Source organism: Pseudomonas sp. BF-B-26 (assembly GCF_019956495.1).
Classification (GTDB): domain Bacteria; phylum Pseudomonadota; class Gammaproteobacteria; order Pseudomonadales; family Pseudomonadaceae; genus Aquipseudomonas.
The window spans coordinates 34,660-53,084 of record NZ_JAHBDP010000113.1; the positions used below are offsets into that span (position 1 = coordinate 34,660).

Annotated in this window: 21 protein-coding genes and 1 riboswitch; of the genes, 17 read left to right on the forward strand and 4 right to left on the reverse strand. The window is 60.8% G+C overall.

Annotation, left to right across the window (positions count from 1 at the left end; genetic code table 11):
• The first annotated feature begins 64 nt into the window (after positions 1-64).
• The 3 genes from KGB03_RS25555 (at position 65) to KGB03_RS25565 (ending at position 2,082) form a co-directional block, all read left to right on the forward strand.
• Complete coding sequence (locus KGB03_RS25555; protein ID WP_111450741.1) at positions 65-712, forward strand: C40 family peptidase; 648 nt, start codon at positions 65-67, stop codon at positions 710-712.
• A gap of 164 nt (positions 713-876) precedes the next feature.
• Positions 877-1,413, forward strand: coding sequence for a C40 family peptidase (locus KGB03_RS25560; RefSeq protein ID WP_223529745.1), 537 nt, complete (start codon positions 877-879; stop codon positions 1,411-1,413).
• A 15-nt stretch (positions 1,414-1,428) separates the two neighbouring features.
• Positions 1,429-2,082: an O-methyltransferase gene (locus KGB03_RS25565; protein ID WP_223529746.1), complete on the forward strand. Its 654-nt coding sequence runs from the start codon at positions 1,429-1,431 to the stop codon at positions 2,080-2,082.
• Between the two features lie 117 nt (positions 2,083-2,199).
• On the opposite strand, the gene KGB03_RS25570 is transcribed toward KGB03_RS25565, so the two are convergent.
• Together KGB03_RS25570 and KGB03_RS25575 are read right to left on the reverse strand one after the other, a co-directional pair.
• A complete protein-coding gene (locus tag KGB03_RS25570; protein ID WP_223529748.1) occupies positions 2,200-3,513 on the reverse strand; it encodes a PQQ-dependent sugar dehydrogenase in 1,314 nt (437 codons plus the stop codon).
• A 68-nt stretch (positions 3,514-3,581) separates the two neighbouring features.
• Positions 3,582-4,166 carry a hypothetical protein gene (locus KGB03_RS25575; protein ID WP_218537258.1) on the reverse strand — a complete coding sequence of 195 codons (585 nt, stop codon included), beginning with the start codon at positions 4,164-4,166 and terminating at the stop codon, positions 3,582-3,584.
• A gap of 154 nt (positions 4,167-4,320) precedes the next feature.
• A riboswitch (cobalamin riboswitch) is annotated at positions 4,321-4,552 on the forward strand.
• 79 nt (positions 4,553-4,631) lie between these two features.
• Here KGB03_RS25575 and cobO point away from each other — a divergent pair.
• The 14 genes from cobO to KGB03_RS25640 all read left to right on the forward strand — a co-directional run bounded on the left by cobO (position 4,632) and on the right by KGB03_RS25640 (position 16,267).
• Positions 4,632-5,243 carry a cob(I)yrinic acid a,c-diamide adenosyltransferase gene (cobO, locus tag KGB03_RS25580; protein WP_046048017.1) on the forward strand — a complete coding sequence of 204 codons (612 nt, stop codon included), beginning with the start codon at positions 4,632-4,634 and terminating at the stop codon, positions 5,241-5,243.
• 10 nt (positions 5,244-5,253) lie between these two features.
• Positions 5,254-6,654, forward strand: a complete 1,401-nt coding sequence (locus tag KGB03_RS25585; RefSeq protein ID WP_218537260.1) for a cobyrinate a,c-diamide synthase — start codon at positions 5,254-5,256, stop codon at positions 6,652-6,654.
• Entirely contained in the window at positions 6,651-7,301 is a 651-nt protein-coding gene (gene bluB, locus KGB03_RS25590) for a 5,6-dimethylbenzimidazole synthase (RefSeq protein ID WP_192406893.1), read from the forward strand. The genes KGB03_RS25585 and bluB overlap by 4 nt, the downstream gene beginning before the upstream one ends.
• A complete protein-coding gene (gene cbiB / locus KGB03_RS25595; protein ID WP_223529752.1) occupies positions 7,298-8,206 on the forward strand; it encodes an adenosylcobinamide-phosphate synthase CbiB in 909 nt (302 codons plus the stop codon). Before bluB ends, cbiB begins: the two co-directional genes overlap by 4 nt.
• Positions 8,199-9,191, forward strand: a complete 993-nt coding sequence (gene cobD, locus KGB03_RS25600; protein WP_223529755.1) for a threonine-phosphate decarboxylase CobD — start codon at positions 8,199-8,201, stop codon at positions 9,189-9,191. The genes cbiB and cobD overlap by 8 nt, the downstream gene beginning before the upstream one ends.
• A gap of 8 nt (positions 9,192-9,199) precedes the next feature.
• Positions 9,200-10,660: a cobyric acid synthase gene (locus KGB03_RS25605; RefSeq protein WP_411740364.1), complete on the forward strand. Its 1,461-nt coding sequence runs from the start codon at positions 9,200-9,202 to the stop codon at positions 10,658-10,660.
• A gap of 135 nt (positions 10,661-10,795) precedes the next feature.
• Positions 10,796-11,317, forward strand: coding sequence for a bifunctional adenosylcobinamide kinase/adenosylcobinamide-phosphate guanylyltransferase (gene cobU, locus KGB03_RS25610; protein WP_223529758.1), 522 nt, complete (start codon positions 10,796-10,798; stop codon positions 11,315-11,317).
• Positions 11,314-12,369, forward strand: a complete 1,056-nt coding sequence (gene cobT / locus KGB03_RS25615) for a nicotinate-nucleotide--dimethylbenzimidazole phosphoribosyltransferase (protein ID WP_223529766.1) — start codon at positions 11,314-11,316, stop codon at positions 12,367-12,369. Before cobU ends, cobT begins: the two co-directional genes overlap by 4 nt.
• Entirely contained in the window at positions 12,366-12,941 is a 576-nt protein-coding gene (cobC, locus tag KGB03_RS25620; protein ID WP_223529768.1) for an alpha-ribazole phosphatase family protein, read from the forward strand. The genes cobT and cobC overlap by 4 nt, the downstream gene beginning before the upstream one ends.
• 2 nt (positions 12,942-12,943) lie before the next feature.
• Positions 12,944-13,675 (forward strand): adenosylcobinamide-GDP ribazoletransferase, encoded by a 732-nt coding sequence (locus tag KGB03_RS25625; RefSeq protein ID WP_223529770.1) that lies wholly within the window; start codon positions 12,944-12,946, stop codon positions 13,673-13,675.
• 201 nt (positions 13,676-13,876) lie between these two features.
• Positions 13,877-14,281, forward strand: a complete 405-nt coding sequence (locus KGB03_RS25630) for a MarR family winged helix-turn-helix transcriptional regulator (RefSeq protein ID WP_033055842.1) — start codon at positions 13,877-13,879, stop codon at positions 14,279-14,281.
• A 52-nt stretch (positions 14,282-14,333) separates the two neighbouring features.
• On the forward strand, positions 14,334-15,542 hold the full coding sequence (locus KGB03_RS25635; RefSeq protein ID WP_192406904.1) for an MFS transporter: 1,209 nt from the start codon (positions 14,334-14,336) through the stop codon (positions 15,540-15,542).
• Positions 15,539-15,661 (forward strand): hypothetical protein, encoded by a 123-nt coding sequence (locus KGB03_RS31140; protein ID WP_007977581.1) that lies wholly within the window; start codon positions 15,539-15,541, stop codon positions 15,659-15,661. The genes KGB03_RS25635 and KGB03_RS31140 overlap by 4 nt, the downstream gene beginning before the upstream one ends.
• Before the next feature lie 54 nt (positions 15,662-15,715).
• Positions 15,716-16,267, forward strand: a complete 552-nt coding sequence (locus KGB03_RS25640; RefSeq protein ID WP_111450728.1) for a glutathione peroxidase — start codon at positions 15,716-15,718, stop codon at positions 16,265-16,267.
• 89 nt (positions 16,268-16,356) lie between these two features.
• Here the strand turns inward: KGB03_RS25640 and KGB03_RS25645 are convergent, their stop codons facing one another.
• Entirely contained in the window at positions 16,357-17,643 is a 1,287-nt protein-coding gene (locus KGB03_RS25645) for an OmpP1/FadL family transporter (protein ID WP_218537268.1), read from the reverse strand.
• A gap of 145 nt (positions 17,644-17,788) precedes the next feature.
• Positions 17,789-18,271, reverse strand: coding sequence for a hypothetical protein (locus tag KGB03_RS25650; protein WP_111450726.1), 483 nt, complete (start codon positions 18,269-18,271; stop codon positions 17,789-17,791).
• Positions 18,272-18,425: the final 154 nt, after the last annotated feature.

An 18,425-nucleotide genomic window follows, 5' to 3' on the forward strand; every position in this document is an offset into this window, starting at 1 on the left:
GCAAATGAGGTTGATAGTAGGCATAGTCTCGGCTTCTTTAGAACTATCAGCCACGGTCGTGCCCATGCTAAATCGCTTTGCACCCCTCGTGCCTCTCGCACTCGTCACCCTGTTGTTCGGTTGCGCTGCTCACTCTCCAGTGTCCCAGCAAGAGCAACAACAGCAGGTTAAAAATTCTGCTACCGCTCAATCTTCCGCTCTTTATCAGCAAGCTCTTTTCCAGGAAGAAGCGGCCACCGATAAAGAACTGGCAGACTTCGCCGGCGGCAAGTCGTACCAGCTTCCGGTTCTGGCCGACAGCATCCTCGAACGCGGCATGTCCCTGATCGGTACCCGTTACCGTTTCGGCGGCACCTCCGAAGCTGGCTTTGATTGCAGCGGCTTCATCGGTTACCTGTTTCGTGAAGAAGCCGGCCTGAACCTGCCACGCTCCACTCGCGAAATGATCAACGTCGACGCTCCGCTGGTTTCTCGCAGCAAGCTGGAGCCGGGCGACTTGCTGTTTTTCGCCACCAATGGCCGTCGCGGCCGCGTCAGTCACGCCGGGATCTACCTGGGTGACAACCAGTTCATCCATTCCAGCAGCCGCAAAAGCGGTGGTGTCCGGATCGATAACCTGGGCGACAGCTACTGGAGCAAGACCTTCATCGAAGCCAAGCGCGCACTCGCGATGGCACCGACTGCGGCCCCGATCGTCACGGCGCGCAAGTAAGCGGACTTTTTGTAAGGTGAACTTAAAGTCTTACTTGAAGTTTGCCGCGTAGCAGCTAGAATCCGATCTATTATTGATGGCAAACCGCCTGCGTCCTGCGCAGGCGGTTTTCTTTTCTGCGCCCCCTGCAGAAAAAGCCGCAGCCAGATCAGGATGCTCTGCATATGTCGATGTCGGCCCGCCTCGCAATCATGTTCTTCGCAGCGCTGCTCAGCGCCTGCGCCAGCCGTACACCGCCACCTGCGCCGGTGGTTCGCGCACCCATTGTTTTCGGTTCCTCCCAAGCATTCTCCCCTGAGGCAGAAGACGTCTTGTTCCGCGCGCTCGGCCTGGTGGGCACGCCGTATCGCTGGGGTGGCAACACGCCGGATTCGGGTTTCGATTGCAGCGGGCTGATCGGTTATGTCTACCGTGACGTCGCCGGCATCTCTCTGCCGCGTACCACGCGCGAGATGATCAGCATGCAGGCGGCCAGCGTGGGCAAGGAAGGCCTGCAAACCGGTGACCTGATCTTCTTCGCCACCAATGGCGGTTCCCAGGTCAGTCACGCCGGGATCTACGTCGGCGAAGGTCGCTTCGTCCATGCACCGGCCACCGGTGGCACGGTGAAGCTCGATAGCTTGTCCAAAGCTTACTGGCAGAAAGCCTATCTGAGCGCCAAGCGCGTCTTGCAACCTGAGCACTTGGCACGCAATCCCTAAATGGCAGAGGTTGTCATGACCGCTCGCACACTCAATCTCGACGATTCCCTGTATCAATACCTGCTCGACGTTTCCCTGCGCGAAACGCCGTTACTCAAGCGTTTGCGTGACGAAACCCAGGCGCTGCCCATGGCTCGCTGGCAGGTGGCACCGGAGCAGGGGCAATTCCTCGCGCTATTGGTGAAACTCACCGGTGCCAAGCGTTTGCTGGAAATCGGCACCTTCACCGGTTACAGCGCCTTGTGCATGGCGGCTGCATTGCCGGATGACGGTTCGCTGACCTGCTGTGACATTCCCGGTGACTACAACGCCACCGCGCGCCGTTACTGGCAGGAGGCGGGGCTTGCCGAGCGGATCGATCTGCGTTTGGCGCCCGCGCTGGAAACCCTGGCTCAGCTGGATCAGCCAGAGTCATTCGACCTGATCTTCATCGATGCCGACAAAGCCAACTACCCACGCTATCTGGAGCACGCATTGCGACTGCTGCGCGTCGGCGGTCTGGCGGTGTTTGATAACACGCTGTGGAGTGGTCGGGTGCTTGAGGACAATCCCGAGAGCGAAGACACCCGGGCCATTCAGGCGCTCAATCGCGCCTTGAAGGATGACTCGCGTGTGGATTTGTCGTTGTTGCCGTTGGGGGATGGCCTCACGCTGTGTCGCAAGCGTTGAGCGCGGTTATTGTGGGAGCGGGCTTGCTCGCGAAGACGGTGTAACAGTCAACAAAGATGCTGAATGTCATGACCTCTTCGCGAGCAAGCCCGCTCCCACAAGTGATGTGAGTATCAGTTATTGGGTAGCAGAAACCCGCCACACCTTGTTGCCCACGTCATCCGCCACCAACAAATCACCCTGCCGGTCAATCACCACGCCTACCGGCCGGCCCATGGCTTTTTCCTCGTTGTTGAGGAAACCGGTGAGCACATCCACCGGCGGCCCGCTCGGTTTCCCTGAGCTGAACGGTACGAAAATCACTTTGTAGCCACTGTGCGGTTTACGGTTCCACGAGCCGTGCTGGCCGATGAATGCTCCTTCCTTGAATTGCGCTGGCAGTCTGTTGCCTTCAGCAAACGTCAGGCCCAACGAGGCGGTATGCGGGCCGACCGCGTAGTCCGGCGCAATGGCCTTGGCCACCAGGCCGGGGTTTTGCGTCTCGACGCGAACGTCGACGTGCTGACCGTAATAACTGTAAGGCCAGCCGTAGAACCCGCCGTCCTTCACTGACGTGATGTAGTCCGGCACCAGATCGCTGCCGATTTCGTCGCGCTCGTTGACCGCCGTCCACAATGCGCCGCTCCGGGGTTCCCAGGCCAGCCCGTTTGGATTGCGAATCCCCGAGGCGAAGATTCGATGGTTGCCGGTGGCGCGATCCACTTCCCAGATTGCCGCGCGACCTTCCTCCTGATCCATACCGTTTTCACCGACGTTGCTGTTCGAGCCCACGGTGACATACAGCTTGCTGCCGTCCTTGCTGGCGATGACGTTTTTGGTCCAGTGGTGATTCAGCGTGCCGCCCGGCAGGTCGATCACCTTCATCGGCTGCGACTTGATTGCCGTCTCGCCGTTTTCATAGTGGAAGCGCAGCAAGCGGTCCGTGTCGGCGACGTACAGGTCATTGCCGACCAGGGTCATGCCAAAGGGTGAGTTGAGGTTTTCCAGGAACACCGTGCGGGTTTCGGCGATGCCGTCGTGATCCTTGTCCCGCAGCAGCGTGATGCGGTTCGGGCTCGGTACGCCGGCGCCGGCACGGCCCATGACTTTGCCCATGACCCAGCCACGAACGCCTTTGCCGTCATCGGGTTTGGGTGGTGCGTTGGTTTCGGCGACCAATACGTCGCCGTTGGGCAATACGTAGAGCCAGCGCGGGTGATCGAGACCGTCGGCAAATGCCGCCACCTGAGTGCCTGTCGCGGCGATGGGTTTCGCACCGTCCGGCCAGCCAATCGCCGGGGCGATGTTCACCGTCGGGACCAGGGTCTTGTTCGGTTCTGGCAGCTTGGGCGATGGGCCGGTGCCGTCGGAGACTTGCAGCCTGGCGGTTTCACCACAGGCCGCAAGCCCTCCGGCGAGCACGATGGCGAGAGCGAGCGGGGGCTTGCGCATGCTGATCTTCCCTATGAATGCATTGAGCTAATCAATAGAGAAGCGCAGGTGCGCGATGGTTCAACCGGTCAGCCGCGGGCTTCCTTGAACAGCACGGCTATGCCGGGGTGATAGTTGCCGGCTTCGTTGCGCAACTTGCGATAGGCATAGGGGAAGTACCAGGCCACCGCGCAGGTGTGTTCTTTTTGCAGATCGTCGACCATGTCCTGGAGTTCTTCCGGGGTGGCGCTATGTTGGGCTTTTTGCGGCGCAACGAACAGGCAGCCGAGTTTCAGGTCGCTGGCGTAGCTGATGCGTTTGGCCTCGCTGGTGATGTCCTGCAATGCTTGAGTCAGGTTCAGGCTGTTGACGCGTGGCCAGCGTTGCGTCGCCTGAAGGTAAGCGCGTTCTTCGCTGGTCGCGATAAACAGATCGGCGCGGCCATTGCGTTCGCCTTCCTCGACCTGTTTGCGGGTCGGTGTTTGTTGCAACGTGACCATTTCCGCCATCCAGGCCGCGGCGGAAAGCAGGCTCAGGTTGGCTTTTTCGTCGTACCAGTAAGGCGTGTCATTATCGCCGCGCACGGCGTTGTAGCGGTCGATACAGTCAAACCAGCGTTCCAGCACCGGGCGCAGGAATTCCAGCTTCGGATTGCTGATGATCATGCCTTGCATGTGGCTCACCCTTGTTATTGTGTTGTGAGATTGTGGCTCTTTGATATCACTGCTGGGAGTGTGGCACAAGATTGGCGTCAGATAATTGATCGGCGGCAGTTATTCGCTCGCAGGCTGCCCGTCTTCAATTGACGCTCCATCCCCAACCCTCTAACCTTCGCGGCTTGTTTCAGGTGCTCTGTGACCCTGGTCGACAGAGTGAAACAGGGAAGCCGGTGAGTGACTCTCTTCAAGCGACGAAGAGCCATGATCCCGGCGCTGCCCCCGCAACGGTAAATGAGTGAAGGCTGCGCCTTGAGCCACTGTGTCGTCGACATGGGAAGGCGCGCAGTCAGGCAAATCGCCGCTCATGAGCCCGGAGACCGGCCTGATCCATCCAGCGGCATCACGGTGGGCGATGCCAGGCTTCTTGCCGTCTATTCTTGTGCCTGCCCGCCGTTATCCAGCCTCAACGGAGAGCTCCCCATGACTGATACCCCCGATCGTGACGAACGTCATCTGGCGCGCATGCTGCGCAAAAAAGCCGTGATCGACGAACGCATCGCCAATTCCCCGAATGAATGCGGCCTGCTGCTGGTGCTGACCGGCAACGGCAAAGGCAAAAGCAGCTCGGCCTTCGGCATGCTCGCCCGGTCCATGGGCCACGGCATGCAGTGTGGCGTGGTGCAGTTCATCAAGGGGCGCAGCAGCACCGGCGAAGAGCTGTTCTTCCGGCGCTTCCCGGAACAGGTGCGTTTTCATGTGATGGGCGAAGGCTTCACCTGGGAAACCCAGGATCGCCAGCGTGACATCGCCGCCGCCGAAGCCGCGTGGGCGGTGTCGCGCGAATTGCTGCGTGATCCGTCGATCGGCCTGGTGGTGCTGGATGAATTGAACATTGCACTCAAGCACGGCTATCTGGATCTCGATCAAGTGCTCAGCGACTTGCAGGCCCGTCCGCCGATGCAGCACGTGGTGGTGACCGGTCGCGGCGCCAAGCCGGAGATGATCGAGCTGGCCGACACCGTCACCGAAATGGGCGTGATCAAGCACGCGTTCCAGGCCGGGATCAAAGCGCAAAAAGGCGTCGAGTTGTGAGCAGCACTTTATGAATAGCCATCGTCAATGCCCGGCGGTATTGATTGCCGCGCCGGCCTCCGGTCAGGGCAAGACCACCGTCACCGCCGCACTGGCCCGTTTGCATCGCAATCAGGGGCGCAAAGTGCGCGTGTTCAAATGCGGCCCGGACTTTCTTGATCCGATGATTCTCGAGCGCGCCAGCGGCGCACCGGTTTATCAATTGGACATGTGGATGGTCGGCGAGCAGGAAAGTCGTCGGCTGTTGTGGGAAGCCGCCGGCGAAGCGGATCTGATCCTCATCGAAGGCGTCATGGGGCTGTTCGACGGTACGCCGTCCAGCGCTGATCTGGCGCGGCACTTCGGTGTGCCGGTGCTCGGTGTGATCGACGGCACTGCCATGGCCCAGACCTTTGGCGCACTGGCGTTGGGGCTGGCGAAGTATCAGCCGGACTTGCCGTTTGCCGGTGTGCTGGCCAACCGCGTCGGCACTCTGCGTCACGCGCAATTACTGGAAGGCAGCCTCACTGAAGGCTTGCGCTGGTACGGCGCCTTGTCCCGGGAAACCGGGATCGAATTGCCGAGTCGGCATCTCGGGCTGGTTCAGGCCAGTGAGTTGAACGATCTTGACCTGCGTCTCGATGCAGCAGCTGACGCACTGGCCAGCAGTTGCGAGGTCGCGCTGCCACCGGCGGTGGAATTCGCCGCGCCTGATGTGATCGCTGCAGAACCGCTGCTGGCCGGTGTGCGTATCGCCGTGGCCCGTGACGAAGCGTTTGCCTTCACCTACGGTGCAAGCCTGGATTTGCTGCGAGCCATGGGTGCCGAGTTGTCGTTTTTCTCACCGATCCGTGACGCGCAATTGCCGGAGGCAGACAGCCTCTATCTGCCGGGCGGTTATCCCGAATTGCACCATGTGGCGCTGTCACAGAACACCACGATGCTGGCCGCCATCCGCGCTCACCATGCGGCGGGTAAACCGTTGTTGGCCGAGTGCGGCGGCATGCTGTATCTGCTCGATTCGTTGACCGATGTCGAGGGCACTCGTGCTGAACTGGTCGGCTTGCTGGCGGGGGATGCGGTGATGCAAAAGCGTCTGGCCGCGTTGGCGTTGCAGGCAGTCGAGTTGCCAGAAGGTTTGTTGCGTGGGCACACCTATCACCATTCGTTGACCAGCACTGAACTTGAGCCGATTGCTCGTGGGCTGAGCCCGAATGGTGGGCGTGGGGCGGAGGCGGTTTATCGTGAGGGGCGGATGACGGCTTCTTATGTGCACTTTTATTTTCCGTCCAATCCTTCGGCGATTGCCGCATTGTTTGCGCCTGACCTTGAGGCCGCCTTCGCGAGCAAGCCCGCTCCCACAGGGGGCCGCGTTTCTTCAGGCAGCACACCTTCCACTGTGGGAGCGGGCTTGCTCGCGAAGAGGCCATGACTGACAACGCATTCAGCCAAGCCGAACGCGAAGCGGTCTACCGAGCCATCGGCGAACGCCGCGACATGCGTCATTTCAGCGGTGGCACGGTCGAGCCCGAGTTGCTGCGGCGCCTGCTCGAAGCCGCGCATCAGGCGCCGAGTGTCGGCCTGATGCAGCCCTGGCGGTTCATCCGCATCAGCGATCGAACCCTGCGCGGCAAGATCCAGTCACTGGTGGAAGAAGAACGCATCCGCACCGCCGAAGCCCTCGGCGAGCGCACCGACGAATTCATGAAGCTGAAAGTCGAAGGCATCAACGACTGCGCCGAGGTGCTGGTCGCGGCGCTGATGGATGATCGCGAGCGTCATATCTTCGGCCGTCGCACGATGCCGGAAATGGACATGGCCTCGCTATCCTGCGCGATTCAGAACCTCTGGCTGGCCTCCCGCGCTGAAGGATTGGGCATGGGCTGGGTCTCGCTGTTCGAGCCGCAAGCACTGGCGGACTTGCTGGGTTTGCCCGCCGGAGCCAAGCCCTTGGCCGTTCTTTGCCTGGGGCCGGTCAAGGAATTCTATCCGGCGCCGATGCTGGTACTCGAAGGCTGGGCGCAGGCGCGTCCGCTCAGTGAGCTGCTGTATGAAAATTATTGGGGAGTGAGTCAATGAGTGTGGCGTTGTTGAGTGTCGCCGCGGTTGCGCTGGATGCGCTGCTGGGTGAACCCAAACGCTGGCATCCGCTGGTGGCGTTCGGCCGTTTTGCCGACCGCATCGAGCAACGTTTCAACGGTGAAGGTCGCGGCTGGCGCAGTCATGGTGTCACTGCCTGGGTCATCGCGGTGTTACCGCTGACCCTGCTGGCCACGGCGTTTTCCTGGGCGCCCTATGTCGGTTGGATCGTCGAGATTCTGGTGCTCTATTGCGCCCTCGGCATGCGCAGTCTCGGTGAACACGTCGAGCCGGTGGCCAAGGCGCTGCGCAGTGATGATCTGGACGAGGCGCGCAAACGTGTCAGTTATCTGGTCAGCCGCCAGACCAGCGAACTGGATAAAACCGAAGTCGCCCGCGCCGCTACAGAATCGGTGCTGGAGAACGGCAGCGACGCGGTATTCGCTGCGCTGTTCTGGTTTGCCGTGGCTGGCGCGCCCGGTGTGGTGCTCTACCGTTTGAGCAACACGCTGGATGCGATGTGGGGTTACCGCAATGAACGCTTCGAGCGTTTCGGCTGGGCGGCTGCAAAGATCGACGATGTCCTCAACTATATTCCAGCACGCCTGGTGTCATTGACCTACGCGCTGCTGGGCAAAACCCGTCTGGCGCTGAAATGCTGGCGCACCCAGGGCCCGACCTGGGACAGCCCGAATGCGGGCCCGGTGATGGCGGCCGGTGCCGGAGCGCTCGGTGTCGAGTTGGGCGGGGCGGCGATTTATCACGGTGAACTGCATCAGCGTCCGCCATTGGGCGAAGGCGAACCGGCGGACGCCGACTCCATCGACCGCGGCTGGCAATTGGTCCAGCGCGGGGTATGGTTATGGTTGCTGATCCTCTGCGTGGGGGCTGAATTCTATGCTTGAGCACGGTGGTCGGTTACGCAAGGCGGCGCTCGAATACGGCATCGCCGAAGCCGAGTGGCTTGACCTGTCCAGCGGCCTCGCGCCCTGGCCATTTCCGGTCCCGCAGATTCCGTTGCGGGCCTGGGCGCGTTTGCCGGAAACCGATGACGGTCTGGAGCAGGCGGCCTGTGATTATTACGGCGCCGCTCAGGTGCTGCCGGTGGCCGGTTCGCAAATGGCGATCCAGTTGCTGCCGCGTTTGCGCCGGGCGGGCAAGGTCGGTGTGCTCTCGCCGTGTTACGCCGAACACGCCGAAGCGTGGCGCCGCAATGGCTACATCGTGCGTGAAGTGCTGGAGCAGGAAGTCGATTTCTATCTCGACAGCCTCGACGTGCTGGTGGTGGTCAACCCGAACAATCCTACCGGCCTGAGCCTGACACCGAGTCGCCTGCTCGACTGGCACTCGCGACTGGCCCAGCGCGGTGGCTGGCTGGTGGTGGACGAGGCCTTCATGGACAACACGCCGCAGCTGAGCCTGGCACCTTTTGCCAATCAGGTTGGGTTGATCGTGCTGCGTTCCTTCGGCAAGTTTTTCGGCCTGGCCGGTGTGCGCCTGGGTTTCGCGCTGGCCGAGCGCAAGTTGCTCAAGTTGCTGGCCGAGCAAGTGGGACCATGGGCGGTCAGCGGGCCGACGCGGGTACTGGGTCAGGCCTGTCTGCTGGATACCGAAGGGCATGCCCGGCAACGGGTTCGCACTGAAGAGGCCAGCGAGCGTCTGGCGCTGCTGCTGGAACAGCACGGTTTCAAACCACAGGGCGGCTGCGCGTTGTTTCAATGGATGATCACCGAACGCGCCGAAGCCTTGCATGAATTCATGGCCCGGCGCGGCATTCTGCTGCGGTTGTTCACGCACAACAGCAGCCTGCGTTTCGGCTTGCCCGCCGATGAAGCCGACTGGACACGTCTCGCGCAAGCGTTCGAAGCCTACGCTAGGGAAACCCAATGACTACGTTGATGGTGCAGGGCGCGACTTTGATGGTGCAGGGCACGACGTCCGACGCCGGTAAAAGCACGCTGGTAACGGCGTTGTGCCGCTGGGTCACGCGTCAGGGCGTCAGCGTCGTGCCGTTCAAGCCACAGAACATGGCGCTCAACAGCGCCGTGACCGCCGACGGTGGCGAGATCGGTCGTGCGCAAGCGGTGCAGGCTCAGGCCGCCAACCTTGAGCCGCACACCGACATGAACCCGGTGCTGCTCAAACCCAATAGCGACACCGGCGCTCAAGTGATCATCCATGGCCGCGCGGTCACGACGATGAACGCAGTCGCGTATCACGACTACAAAGCCATCGCCATGCAAGCAGTGCTGGCCTCTCATGAACGGCTGAGCGCGGCTTATCCCGTGGTCATGGTCGAAGGCGCGGGCTCGCCGGCCGAGATCAATCTGCGTGCCGGCGACATCGCCAACATGGGCTTTGCCGAGGCCGTGGATTGTCCGGTGGTGCTGATCGCCGACATCAATCGCGGTGGGGTTTTCGCGCATCTGGTGGGCACGCTGGAACTGCTATCGCCCAGCGAGCAGGCGCGGGTCAAAGGCTTCATCATCAACCGGTTTCGTGGCGATATCGCTTTGCTGCAACCGGGTCTCGACTGGCTGGAAGCGCGCACCGGCAAACCGGTGATCGGCGTTCTGCCTTACGTGATGGACCTGCACCTTGAGGCCGAGGACGGCATTGATCAGCGTCAGACCGACAAGGCCGACCAGGTGCTGAAAGTGGTGGTGCCGGTGCTGCCACGCATCAGCAACCACACCGATTTCGATCCGCTGCGCCTGCATCCGCAGGTAGATCTGCAATTTGTCGGCCCCGGTCAGGCGATTCCACCGGCGGACCTGATTATTCTCCCCGGTTCGAAAAGCGTGCGCAGCGACCTCGCGTATATGCGGGCCAATGGCTGGGACACTGCGATCAGTCGTCATCTGCGTTATGGCGGCAAAGTGCTGGGGATTTGCGGTGGTCTGCAAATGCTCGGCGACCAGGTACACGACCCGTTGGGCCTCGAAGGCGCACCGGGTTCCAGCGCCGGTTTGGGCTTGCTGGCGTTCGAAACCCGGCTCGAAGAAGAGAAGCAATTGCGCAATGTGCGCGGGCGTCTGGCGCTCGAAGACGCGCCGGTCAGCGGCTATGAAATTCATGCTGGCGTGACCACCGGGCCGGCGCTGGAAAACGCCGCCGTGCAACTGGACGACGGTCGCTGCGACGGTGCGCAAAGCGTGGATGGGCAGATTTTCGGCACCTATCTGCATGGCCTGTTTGAATCGCCCGCGGCGTGCAGTGCGCTGTTGCGCTGGGCCGGTTTGCAGGCGGTGCAGGACGTGGATTATCACGCGTTGCGTGAGCGCGATATCGAGCGGCTGGCGGATCTGGTGGAGAAGCATCTGGATACTCGACTGTTGCGTGAGCTCTGTGGGTTTTAGGGTGACCGTGCTGGCCTCTTCGCGAGCAAGCCCGCTCCCACAGGTGATCGCATTCCAGTGTGGGAGCGGCGGTGCGACGATTCGACTTGCTCGCGAAGAGGGCAGTGGCCTCACCGCTAACTTGAAGGAATGACCATGCTGCAACTGATCCTCGGCGGCGCGCGCTCCGGCAAAAGTCGCCTGGCTGAAAAACTCGCCTCCGACAGCGGTCTGGCAGTGACGTACATCGCCACCAGCCAACCCCTCGACGGTGAAATGAACGAGCGGGTGGCCCATCACCGCGCCCGTCGTCCAGCCGAATGGGCGTTGATCGAAGAACCTGTGGAGCTCGCCCGCGTCCTGCGCGAAACCGCCAGCGCCGATCGGTGCCTGCTGGTGGATTGCCTGACCCTATGGATGACCAATCTGCTGATGCTCGACGACGCCGAGCGTCTGTCGGCTGAGCGTGATGCGCTGCTGGACTGCCTGGCATCGTTGCCGGGTGAAATCATTTTTGTCAGCAACGAGACCGGAATGGGTGTCGTGCCGCTGGGCGAATTGACTCGCCGCTATGTCGATGAAGCCGGTTGGCTGCATCAAGCCTTGGCCGAGCGCTGTCAGCGAGTCGTCCTGACCGTCGCCGGCCTGCCCCTGACTTTGAAAGGAACTGCGTTATGACTCACTCCTGGTGGCTGAACCCGTGCAAACCGATCGATGCTCAAGCGGTCGAACAGGCGCAGGCCCGTCAACAGCAGCTGACCAAACCGGCCGGCTCCCTCGGTCGCCTTGAGTCGGTGGCCGTGCAATTGGCCGGACTGCAAGGGCAGGTCAAGCCGAGTCTGGATCAGCTGTGGATCGCGATTTTTGCCGGTGACCATGGCGTGGTCGCTGAAGGGGTGTCGGCATTTCCCCAGGAAGTCACCGGGCAGATGTTGCTCAACTTCGTCAGCGGTGGGGCGGCGATCAGCGTGCTGGCGCGGCAACTCGGGGCCTCCCTGGAAGTCGTCGACCTCGGCACGGTGACGCCGTCGTTGAATTTGTCGGGTGTGCGTCACATGAATATCGGCCCGGGTACGGCGAATTTCGTCGAAGGTCCAGCAATGACGCCGGCTCAAGGCGAACTCGCTTTGCAGGCCGGCCGCGACAGCGTGCAGCGCGCCATCGCGGCGGGTGCGCAGTTGTTTATCGGTGGCGAGATGGGCATCGGCAACACCACCGCGGCCAGTGCGTTGGCGTGTGCCTTGCTCAATTGCCCGGTGGTGCATCTGGCCGGGCCGGGCACGGGTTTGAATGCGGCGGGTGTCAGCCATAAAGCGCAGGTGATAGAACGCGCTTTGGCGTTGCACAGCGCTCAGCGTGGTGATGCGCTGCAAACCCTGTTCAACCTTGGCGGTTTTGAGATCGCGGCCCTGGTCGGCGCGTATCTGGCGTGTGCCCAGGAAGGCGTCGCAGTGCTGGTGGATGGTTTCATTTGTAGCGTCGCGGCGTTGGTGGCAGTGCGCTTGAATCCTGAATGCCGTCAGTGGCTGTTGTTCGGCCATCGCGGCGCCGAGCCGGGTCATCGTCATGTACTGGAAACCCTGAACGCCGAACCGCTGCTGGACCTCGGCCTGCGTCTGGGCGAGGGCAGTGGCGCCGCGTTGGCCGTGCCGTTACTGCGTCTGGCGTGCGACCTTCACGGGCAGATGGCGACCTTCGCCGAGGCCGCCGTGGCGGATCGTCCGGCATGACCTTGCGCCTGGACCTGTTGCGCCACGGCGAAACCGAACTCGGTGGCGGTTTGCGCGGCAGCCTCGACGATGCGCTGACCGACAAGGGCTGGGCGCAGATGCGCGCGGCGGTGGTCGAGCAGGGGCCTTGGGATCGTTTGGTCAGCTCGCCACTGCAGCGCTGTGCGCGGTTCGCCGAAGAACTCGGTGCACAGCTGGGTTTGCCGGTGCAGTTGGATAAAGAGCTCCAGGAGCTGCACTTCGGCGCCTGGGAAGGGCAGAGCGCCGCCGCGTTGATGGAAACCGATGCCGAGGCGTTGGGATTGTTCTGGGCCGACCCTTATTCGTTTACGCCGCCTCAGGGTGAGCCGGTGGTGGATTTTTCGACGCGGGTGTTGGCAGCTGTTGAGCGCTTGCAGGCTACCTACGCAGGCGAGCGGGTGTTGCTGATCAGTCACGGCGGGGTCATGCGCTTGTTGCTGGCTCAGGCGCGGGGATTGCCTCGTGAGCAGTTGCTCAACGTCGAAGTCGGGCATGGCGCGTTGTTTTCGCTGACGGTCGAATCCGGCCCGTTGTTAAAGGAAGCGCTCTGACCATGTTGCCGTTCTGGATCGCCCTGCAATTTTTGAGCAGTCTGCCGATTCGTCTGCCGGGCATGCCGGAACCACAGGAATTGGGGCGGTCGCTGCTGTTTTATCCGCTGGTCGGCCTGCTGTTCGGCGGGATTTTGTGGGCGTTCAACTGGCTGCTGCTCGGCACCCCGTTGTTGCTTCACGCTGCGCTGTTGCTGACGGTTTGGGTCTTGCTCAGCGGTGCTTTGCACCTGGATGGCCTGGCCGACAGCGCCGATGCATGGCTCGGTGGGTTCGGCGATCGCGAGCGCACCTTGACGATCATGAAGGACCCGCGCAGCGGACCGATTGCGGTCGTGACGTTGGTATTAGTGTTGCTGCTCAAATTCGCCGCGTTGCTGGCATTGATCGAGCAGCAACACGCCGTTGTCCTGATCATTGTCCCGATGATCGGGCGCAGCGCGATGTTGGGGTTGTTCCTGACCACGCCTTATGTGCGCGCCGGTGGCTTGGGGCAAGCGCTGGCCGATCATCTGCCACGTGTGGCGGGCAAGCAGGTGTTGGCGGTGAGTGCGTTGGCTTGCGTTTTGATTGCCGGTCTCAGCGGCGTGTTGGCAGTGGTGCTGGCGGCGCTGGTGTTTGTCTGGCTGCGGCAAGTGATGCTGCGCCGATTGGGCGGCACGACGGGCGATACGGCGGGGGCGTTGCTGGAGATTCTTGAGGTCGCGGTGCTGGTGGGATTGGCGTTGACCTGATGTTTATTGGGTGGATGTGCTGGACCTTTCGCGAGCAAGCCCGCTCCCACATTTGATTGCGCAGAACAAAAAATCTATGTTCGCTGAAGATCTAATGTGGGAGCGGGCTTGCTCGCGAAAGCGGTCTGTCAGATCCTCAATAACTATGAATGAACTCATCTGTAACTTGATTTAACACAACAGCGGGTATATACACGCACCATGCTCGACTCCCAATGTTTATGCATCAACCTGCGTCGCGCCGCCCGTGGCGTCAGCAGGCATTACGACGGCGCTCTCGACGGCTTCGGGATCAACGTCGCCCAGTATTCTCTGCTGTGTAATCTGCAGCGTCTGGATAAACCGAGTATTTCCACGTTGGCCGAGGCCATGGGGCTGGATCGCAGCACCTTGGGGCGCAATCTGCGGGTGCTGGAAGGCGAAGGCCTGCTGATGCTGGTCGAGGGCGAAGACATGCGTAACCGCATCGTCATGCTCACCGAGGCCGGTGTTGAACGCCTGAAAGCGGCCTTGCCCGCGTGGGAAGCGGCGCAACAGCGGTTGATTGACCGCTTGGGTGCCGAGAAACGCGAAACCTTGCTGCGACTGCTGGACGAACTGGCGTGATGCCGGTTTTTCCGATCTTAAGCGGGTATATACCCGCTACCGGAGAACAAGAATGACATCGATGTGGCGTACGTGTGGTTGGGTATTGTTGGGGAGTGCGCTGATTCTTGCGTTGTCCTTGGGTGTAAGACACGGCTTCGGGCTGTTTCTGGCGCCGATGAGTGCCGAGTTCGGTTGGGGGCGTGAGACGTTTGCCTTCGCCATTGCCTTGCAGAACCTGATCTGGGGCCTGGCTCAGCCCTTCACCGGCGCGCTGGCCGATCGCTTTGGCGCCGCGAAAGTGGTGTTGGTCGGCGGTGTCTTGTATGCATTGGGCCTGGTGTTCATGGGCCTGTCGGATTCGGCCATGACCTTGTCACTGAGTGCCGGCCTGTTGATCGGCATCGGTCTGTCCGGTACCTCGTTCTCGGTGATCCTTGGCGTGGTCGGCCGCGCAGTGCCGCCAGAGAAACGCAGCATGGGCATGGGCATCGCCAGCGCTGCCGGCTCTTTCGGCCAGTTCGCCATGTTGCCCGGCACGCTGGGGTTGATCGGCTGGCTCGGCTGGTCCGCGGCATTGCTGGTGTTGGGCCTGTTGGTGGCACTGATTGTGCCGCTGGTCAGCATGCTCAAGGACAAGCCGCTGCCGGTGTTCGGTCATGAGCAAACGCTGTCCGAAGCATTGCACGAGGCCTGTTCCCATTCGGGCTTCTGGCTGCTGGCGTTCGGCTTTTTTGTTTGCGGTTTCCAGGTGGTATTCATCGGCGTGCACTTGCCGGCTTATCTGGTGGATCAGCACCTTCCGGCGAGCGTCGGCACCACGGTGCTGGCGTTGATCGGGCTGTTCAATATTTTCGGGACCTACACGGCGGGCTGGCTCGGCGGACGGATGTCCAAGCCACGTTTGCTTACTGGCCTGTATCTGCTGCGGGCAGTGGTGATCGGGTTGTTCCTGTGGGCGCCCGTCACGACGACCACGGCGTACCTGTTTGGCATGGCGATGGGCTTCCTGTGGCTGTCGACGGTACCCTTGACCAACGGCACTGTCGCGACCTTGTTCGGTGTGCGAAATCTGTCCATGCTCGGTGGGATTGTTTTCCTGTTTCACCAGCTCGGATCGTTCCTCGGCGGCTGGTTGGGCGGGGTGGTGTATGACCGAACCGGGAGCTATGACTTGATCTGGCAAGTGGCGATTCTCTTGAGCCTGTTGGCGGCCGCCCTGAACTGGCCGGTGCGTGAGCGGCCGGTGGCGCGCCTGCAAACACAGATGAGTGCGATATGAACAGTCTCTGGCCGCGGATCGCTGTCGCCGCTGTCTGCGCCTTGCTGCTGGCCCTGTCTTGGTGGGGGTGGCACCAGGGCGGGCTGGCGTTGATGCAACTGGGCATGGGTGCTTGCTAGCAGGATGTGAGGGCGAGTAACTTCGGTTGGGACGACTTCTAAGGATGCCCCCATATGCTGATGCGCTGGCTCGCAGTTCCCGCGTTACTGGTAGCGTTTAGTGGATTGGCTCAAGCGGCCGAATGCCCGGAGCTTTTGCAAGGCTCGTTGCCCAAGTTGCGCGCCAAGGAATCCATCGACCTGTGCCAGCGCTTCGCCGGCAAACCGCTGGTGGTGGTCAATACCGCGAGCTTCTGTGGTTTCGCCCCGCAGTTCAAAGGCCTTGAGGCGCTGAATCAGCGATACAAGGATCAAGGGCTGGAGGTGATCGGTGTTCCGTCCAATGACTTCAAGCAAGAGTCCAAGGATGGCGAAGAGACTGCCAAGGTCTGCTACGTGAACTACGGCGTGACGTTCACCATGACTGAACCGCAGAAAGTCCGCGGTAATGATGCGACGCACTTGTTCAAGATCATCGCCAGGCAGAGCACCGCGCCGAAGTGGAACTTCTACAAGTACGTGGTCGATCGCAAGGGCCAGGTGATCGCCAATTTCTCCAGCCTGACCAAGCCTGACGATCCCGAGTTCATCGCCGCGGTGGAGAAAGCCCTGGCCTCGCAACCCTGATCGACGTCCATCAAAAAGCCCCGCCTCTGTACAAGAGAGCGGGGCTTTTTCAATTCAGGCGGCGAGCGGTTCAGGTTCGCCGTGAATCATCAGAAGCGGTAGGTCGCGCCAACACCGAAACCGTTCGCACTGTTTTCGTATTTGGCGTTGTAGGACTGACCCAAAGCGTTAGCGCGGTTGACAGTGACAGATTCTTCCTTGAGGTAAGAGTAAGCCACATCAATGGTCCAGTCGTCGGTTGGGTTGAAGCCCGCACCGACACTGAAGATGGTCCGGTCGCCGGTAGGAATGCGTGGCGAACGATCAGTGTTGTTGGTGGGCGACTGGTCAAAGGAGAGACCGGTACGCAGTACCCACTGCTTGTTCAACTGGTAAGAAGTACCCACGGCGTAGGCCCAGGTGTCATGCCAGTTCTGGTCTTCCTTGATGGTACCCACGATTCGTGGGGCGAGGGCACCACCATTAAGTGCGGTTACGCCTTCGTTGTTGACCGTGATGTCTTTCAGGCGGCTCCAGCGAGTCCAGGTAGCACCGGCATAGAGCTTCCAGGCATCATTTATATCTTGAGTCACGGAAAGGTCATAGGACTCAGGTGTTTCGATCTTCAGCGAGGCATCGTAACGGTTGGATTTGAGCAGCTGAGGTGGCACACCAGCGCCGGTAGACACATCGGTGTGGCCGTCGAGCTTGTAGTTCACTTTCGAGTGATAGGTCAGGCCCACGCGAGTGGTGTCGGTGGCTTGAACCAGGACGCCGGCGTTAAAGCCCAAGGCCGTATCATCGCCCTTGATCTCCACATTGTTATCGCCAGTCCGGGGGACAGGGAGAGCAATGTCCGATTCCAGGGTGCCGGAAATCCGGTTGATGGTAGGGCCAAAACCGATCGAAACTTTATCGTTGAAAGCGTAGCTGACGGTTGGCTGCAGAGTGATGACTTTGACTTCGCTCTTGCTGCCGAAAGCGCGGCCCTGAAAGCCGCTTTCGTAGTCGGTGATCAGCCCGAACGGAGCGTAGACGCCCAAACCAAAAGCCCATTCATCGTTGATTTTATTGGTATAGAAACCCATCGGTACTGAAGTGAGCGGAACCATATCGCCTTTGTTGGTTCCGCTTGAACGGCCGCTGGTATCGCTGATATCGGTCGAGGCGTCGATCGCTGCGAAACCGCCAGTGATTTGCTGGCCTTTGAGGCGGGCCATACCGGCAGGGTTGCCAAAAACTGTACTTGCATCATCGGCAGATGAAGAGCGCCCCGCAAAACCTGTCCCCATCCCGCTGATGCTTTGTTCGTTAAGGGCAAAGCCACTTGCGAAGATCTGGGTGGATGCCAAGGTAACGGCGAGGCTAAGGGTGGTTTTGAGCATTACTTTTTTCATTATTAGAACTCCTGGTGATCACCGGGGCGAAAATTACCAACATTTTCGTCCCAGCGCTATAGGCTGTATCGCTTGATTTAGAGCGGTTTTGTAGGACAATCCGACCAAAATCGCTGCCGTTTCGCGATCTTGTGGAAACAGCAGATCAGCAGGCGACCTGATTCAGCGGTGAAACACAGGTTTGCCAGGCGCAGGTGAAGTCTCTCAGGCGTCCTTGAGGCTGGAAGGTCTGGCGCCAGATGCGGGCCATTCCCAGTAGGTCGTCTGCTTCGGGGAGGGGGGTGTTCTGTTCTTCTACCAGCAGCCAGGCGATGGCTGTGGCGTAACGCAGGTTGACGGTCAATTCGAGGTGCGGACCACTCAGGAACGCATGTTGGCTGGCCAGGCCGCGAACCAGGCTCGCGCGTTCCGGGTCAAGTGCCAGGTAGTGGTCCCAAAGTGCCTGGTGGCGGAGTTCGGCGATTCGGTACAAACCGTGCCCGCGGCGGTCATGCAGGGCCGTTCCAAGGGCTGACTGGCTGGCGGCGACACCCAGCAGCAAGGATTCGGCAGTTGCGCTATGGCACCCGAGATAAATCAAGGTCGGGCGGATCACATAACGGCACAGTTCGCTGGCAGCGATACCCATAAAACCCTCGAAACATGAAATGGTCGGCGATACCTGAAGGGCCTTGGCAGCGGGTGAATCGAATCAGGCTCGCCGGAAGCGGCTTAAGCCGCTTGAGTTGAAGTGTAGTGTCATATTCGCGTCGTAAAGGCCTGTTTTTAAAATATTTCCGGCT

What these genes read in the sequence shown, in the direction of transcription:
- KGB03_RS25555 (WP_111450741.1), top strand. Translation starts at nt 65, where the DNA reads ATGCTAAATCGCTTTGCACCCCTCGTGCCTCTCGCACTCGTCACCCTG.
- KGB03_RS25560 (WP_223529745.1), top strand. Translation starts at nt 877, where the DNA reads ATGTCGATGTCGGCCCGCCTCGCAATCATGTTCTTCGCAGCGCTGCTC.
- KGB03_RS25565 (WP_223529746.1), top strand. Translation starts at nt 1,429, where the DNA reads ATGACCGCTCGCACACTCAATCTCGACGATTCCCTGTATCAATACCTG.
- KGB03_RS25570 (WP_223529748.1), bottom strand. Translation starts at nt 3,513, where the DNA reads ATGCGCAAGCCCCCGCTCGCTCTCGCCATCGTGCTCGCCGGAGGGCTT.
- KGB03_RS25575 (WP_218537258.1), bottom strand. Translation starts at nt 4,166, where the DNA reads ATGCAAGGCATGATCATCAGCAATCCGAAGCTGGAATTCCTGCGCCCG.
- cobO (WP_046048017.1), top strand. Translation starts at nt 4,632, where the DNA reads ATGACTGATACCCCCGATCGTGACGAACGTCATCTGGCGCGCATGCTG.
- KGB03_RS25585 (WP_218537260.1), top strand. Translation starts at nt 5,254, where the DNA reads ATGAATAGCCATCGTCAATGCCCGGCGGTATTGATTGCCGCGCCGGCC.
- bluB (WP_192406893.1), top strand. Translation starts at nt 6,651, where the DNA reads ATGACTGACAACGCATTCAGCCAAGCCGAACGCGAAGCGGTCTACCGA.
- cbiB (WP_223529752.1), top strand. Translation starts at nt 7,298, where the DNA reads ATGAGTGTGGCGTTGTTGAGTGTCGCCGCGGTTGCGCTGGATGCGCTG.
- cobD (WP_223529755.1), top strand. Translation starts at nt 8,199, where the DNA reads ATGCTTGAGCACGGTGGTCGGTTACGCAAGGCGGCGCTCGAATACGGC.
- KGB03_RS25605 (WP_411740364.1), top strand. Translation starts at nt 9,200, where the DNA reads ATGGTGCAGGGCGCGACTTTGATGGTGCAGGGCACGACGTCCGACGCC.
- cobU (WP_223529758.1), top strand. Translation starts at nt 10,796, where the DNA reads ATGCTGCAACTGATCCTCGGCGGCGCGCGCTCCGGCAAAAGTCGCCTG.
- cobT (WP_223529766.1), top strand. Translation starts at nt 11,314, where the DNA reads ATGACTCACTCCTGGTGGCTGAACCCGTGCAAACCGATCGATGCTCAA.
- cobC (WP_223529768.1), top strand. Translation starts at nt 12,366, where the DNA reads ATGACCTTGCGCCTGGACCTGTTGCGCCACGGCGAAACCGAACTCGGT.
- KGB03_RS25625 (WP_223529770.1), top strand. Translation starts at nt 12,944, where the DNA reads ATGTTGCCGTTCTGGATCGCCCTGCAATTTTTGAGCAGTCTGCCGATT.
- KGB03_RS25630 (WP_033055842.1), top strand. Translation starts at nt 13,877, where the DNA reads ATGCTCGACTCCCAATGTTTATGCATCAACCTGCGTCGCGCCGCCCGT.
- KGB03_RS25635 (WP_192406904.1), top strand. Translation starts at nt 14,334, where the DNA reads ATGACATCGATGTGGCGTACGTGTGGTTGGGTATTGTTGGGGAGTGCG.
- KGB03_RS31140 (WP_007977581.1), top strand. Translation starts at nt 15,539, where the DNA reads ATGAACAGTCTCTGGCCGCGGATCGCTGTCGCCGCTGTCTGCGCCTTG.
- KGB03_RS25640 (WP_111450728.1), top strand. Translation starts at nt 15,716, where the DNA reads ATGCTGATGCGCTGGCTCGCAGTTCCCGCGTTACTGGTAGCGTTTAGT.
- KGB03_RS25645 (WP_218537268.1), bottom strand. Translation starts at nt 17,643, where the DNA reads ATGAAAAAAGTAATGCTCAAAACCACCCTTAGCCTCGCCGTTACCTTG.
- KGB03_RS25650 (WP_111450726.1), bottom strand. Translation starts at nt 18,271, where the DNA reads ATGGGTATCGCTGCCAGCGAACTGTGCCGTTATGTGATCCGCCCGACC.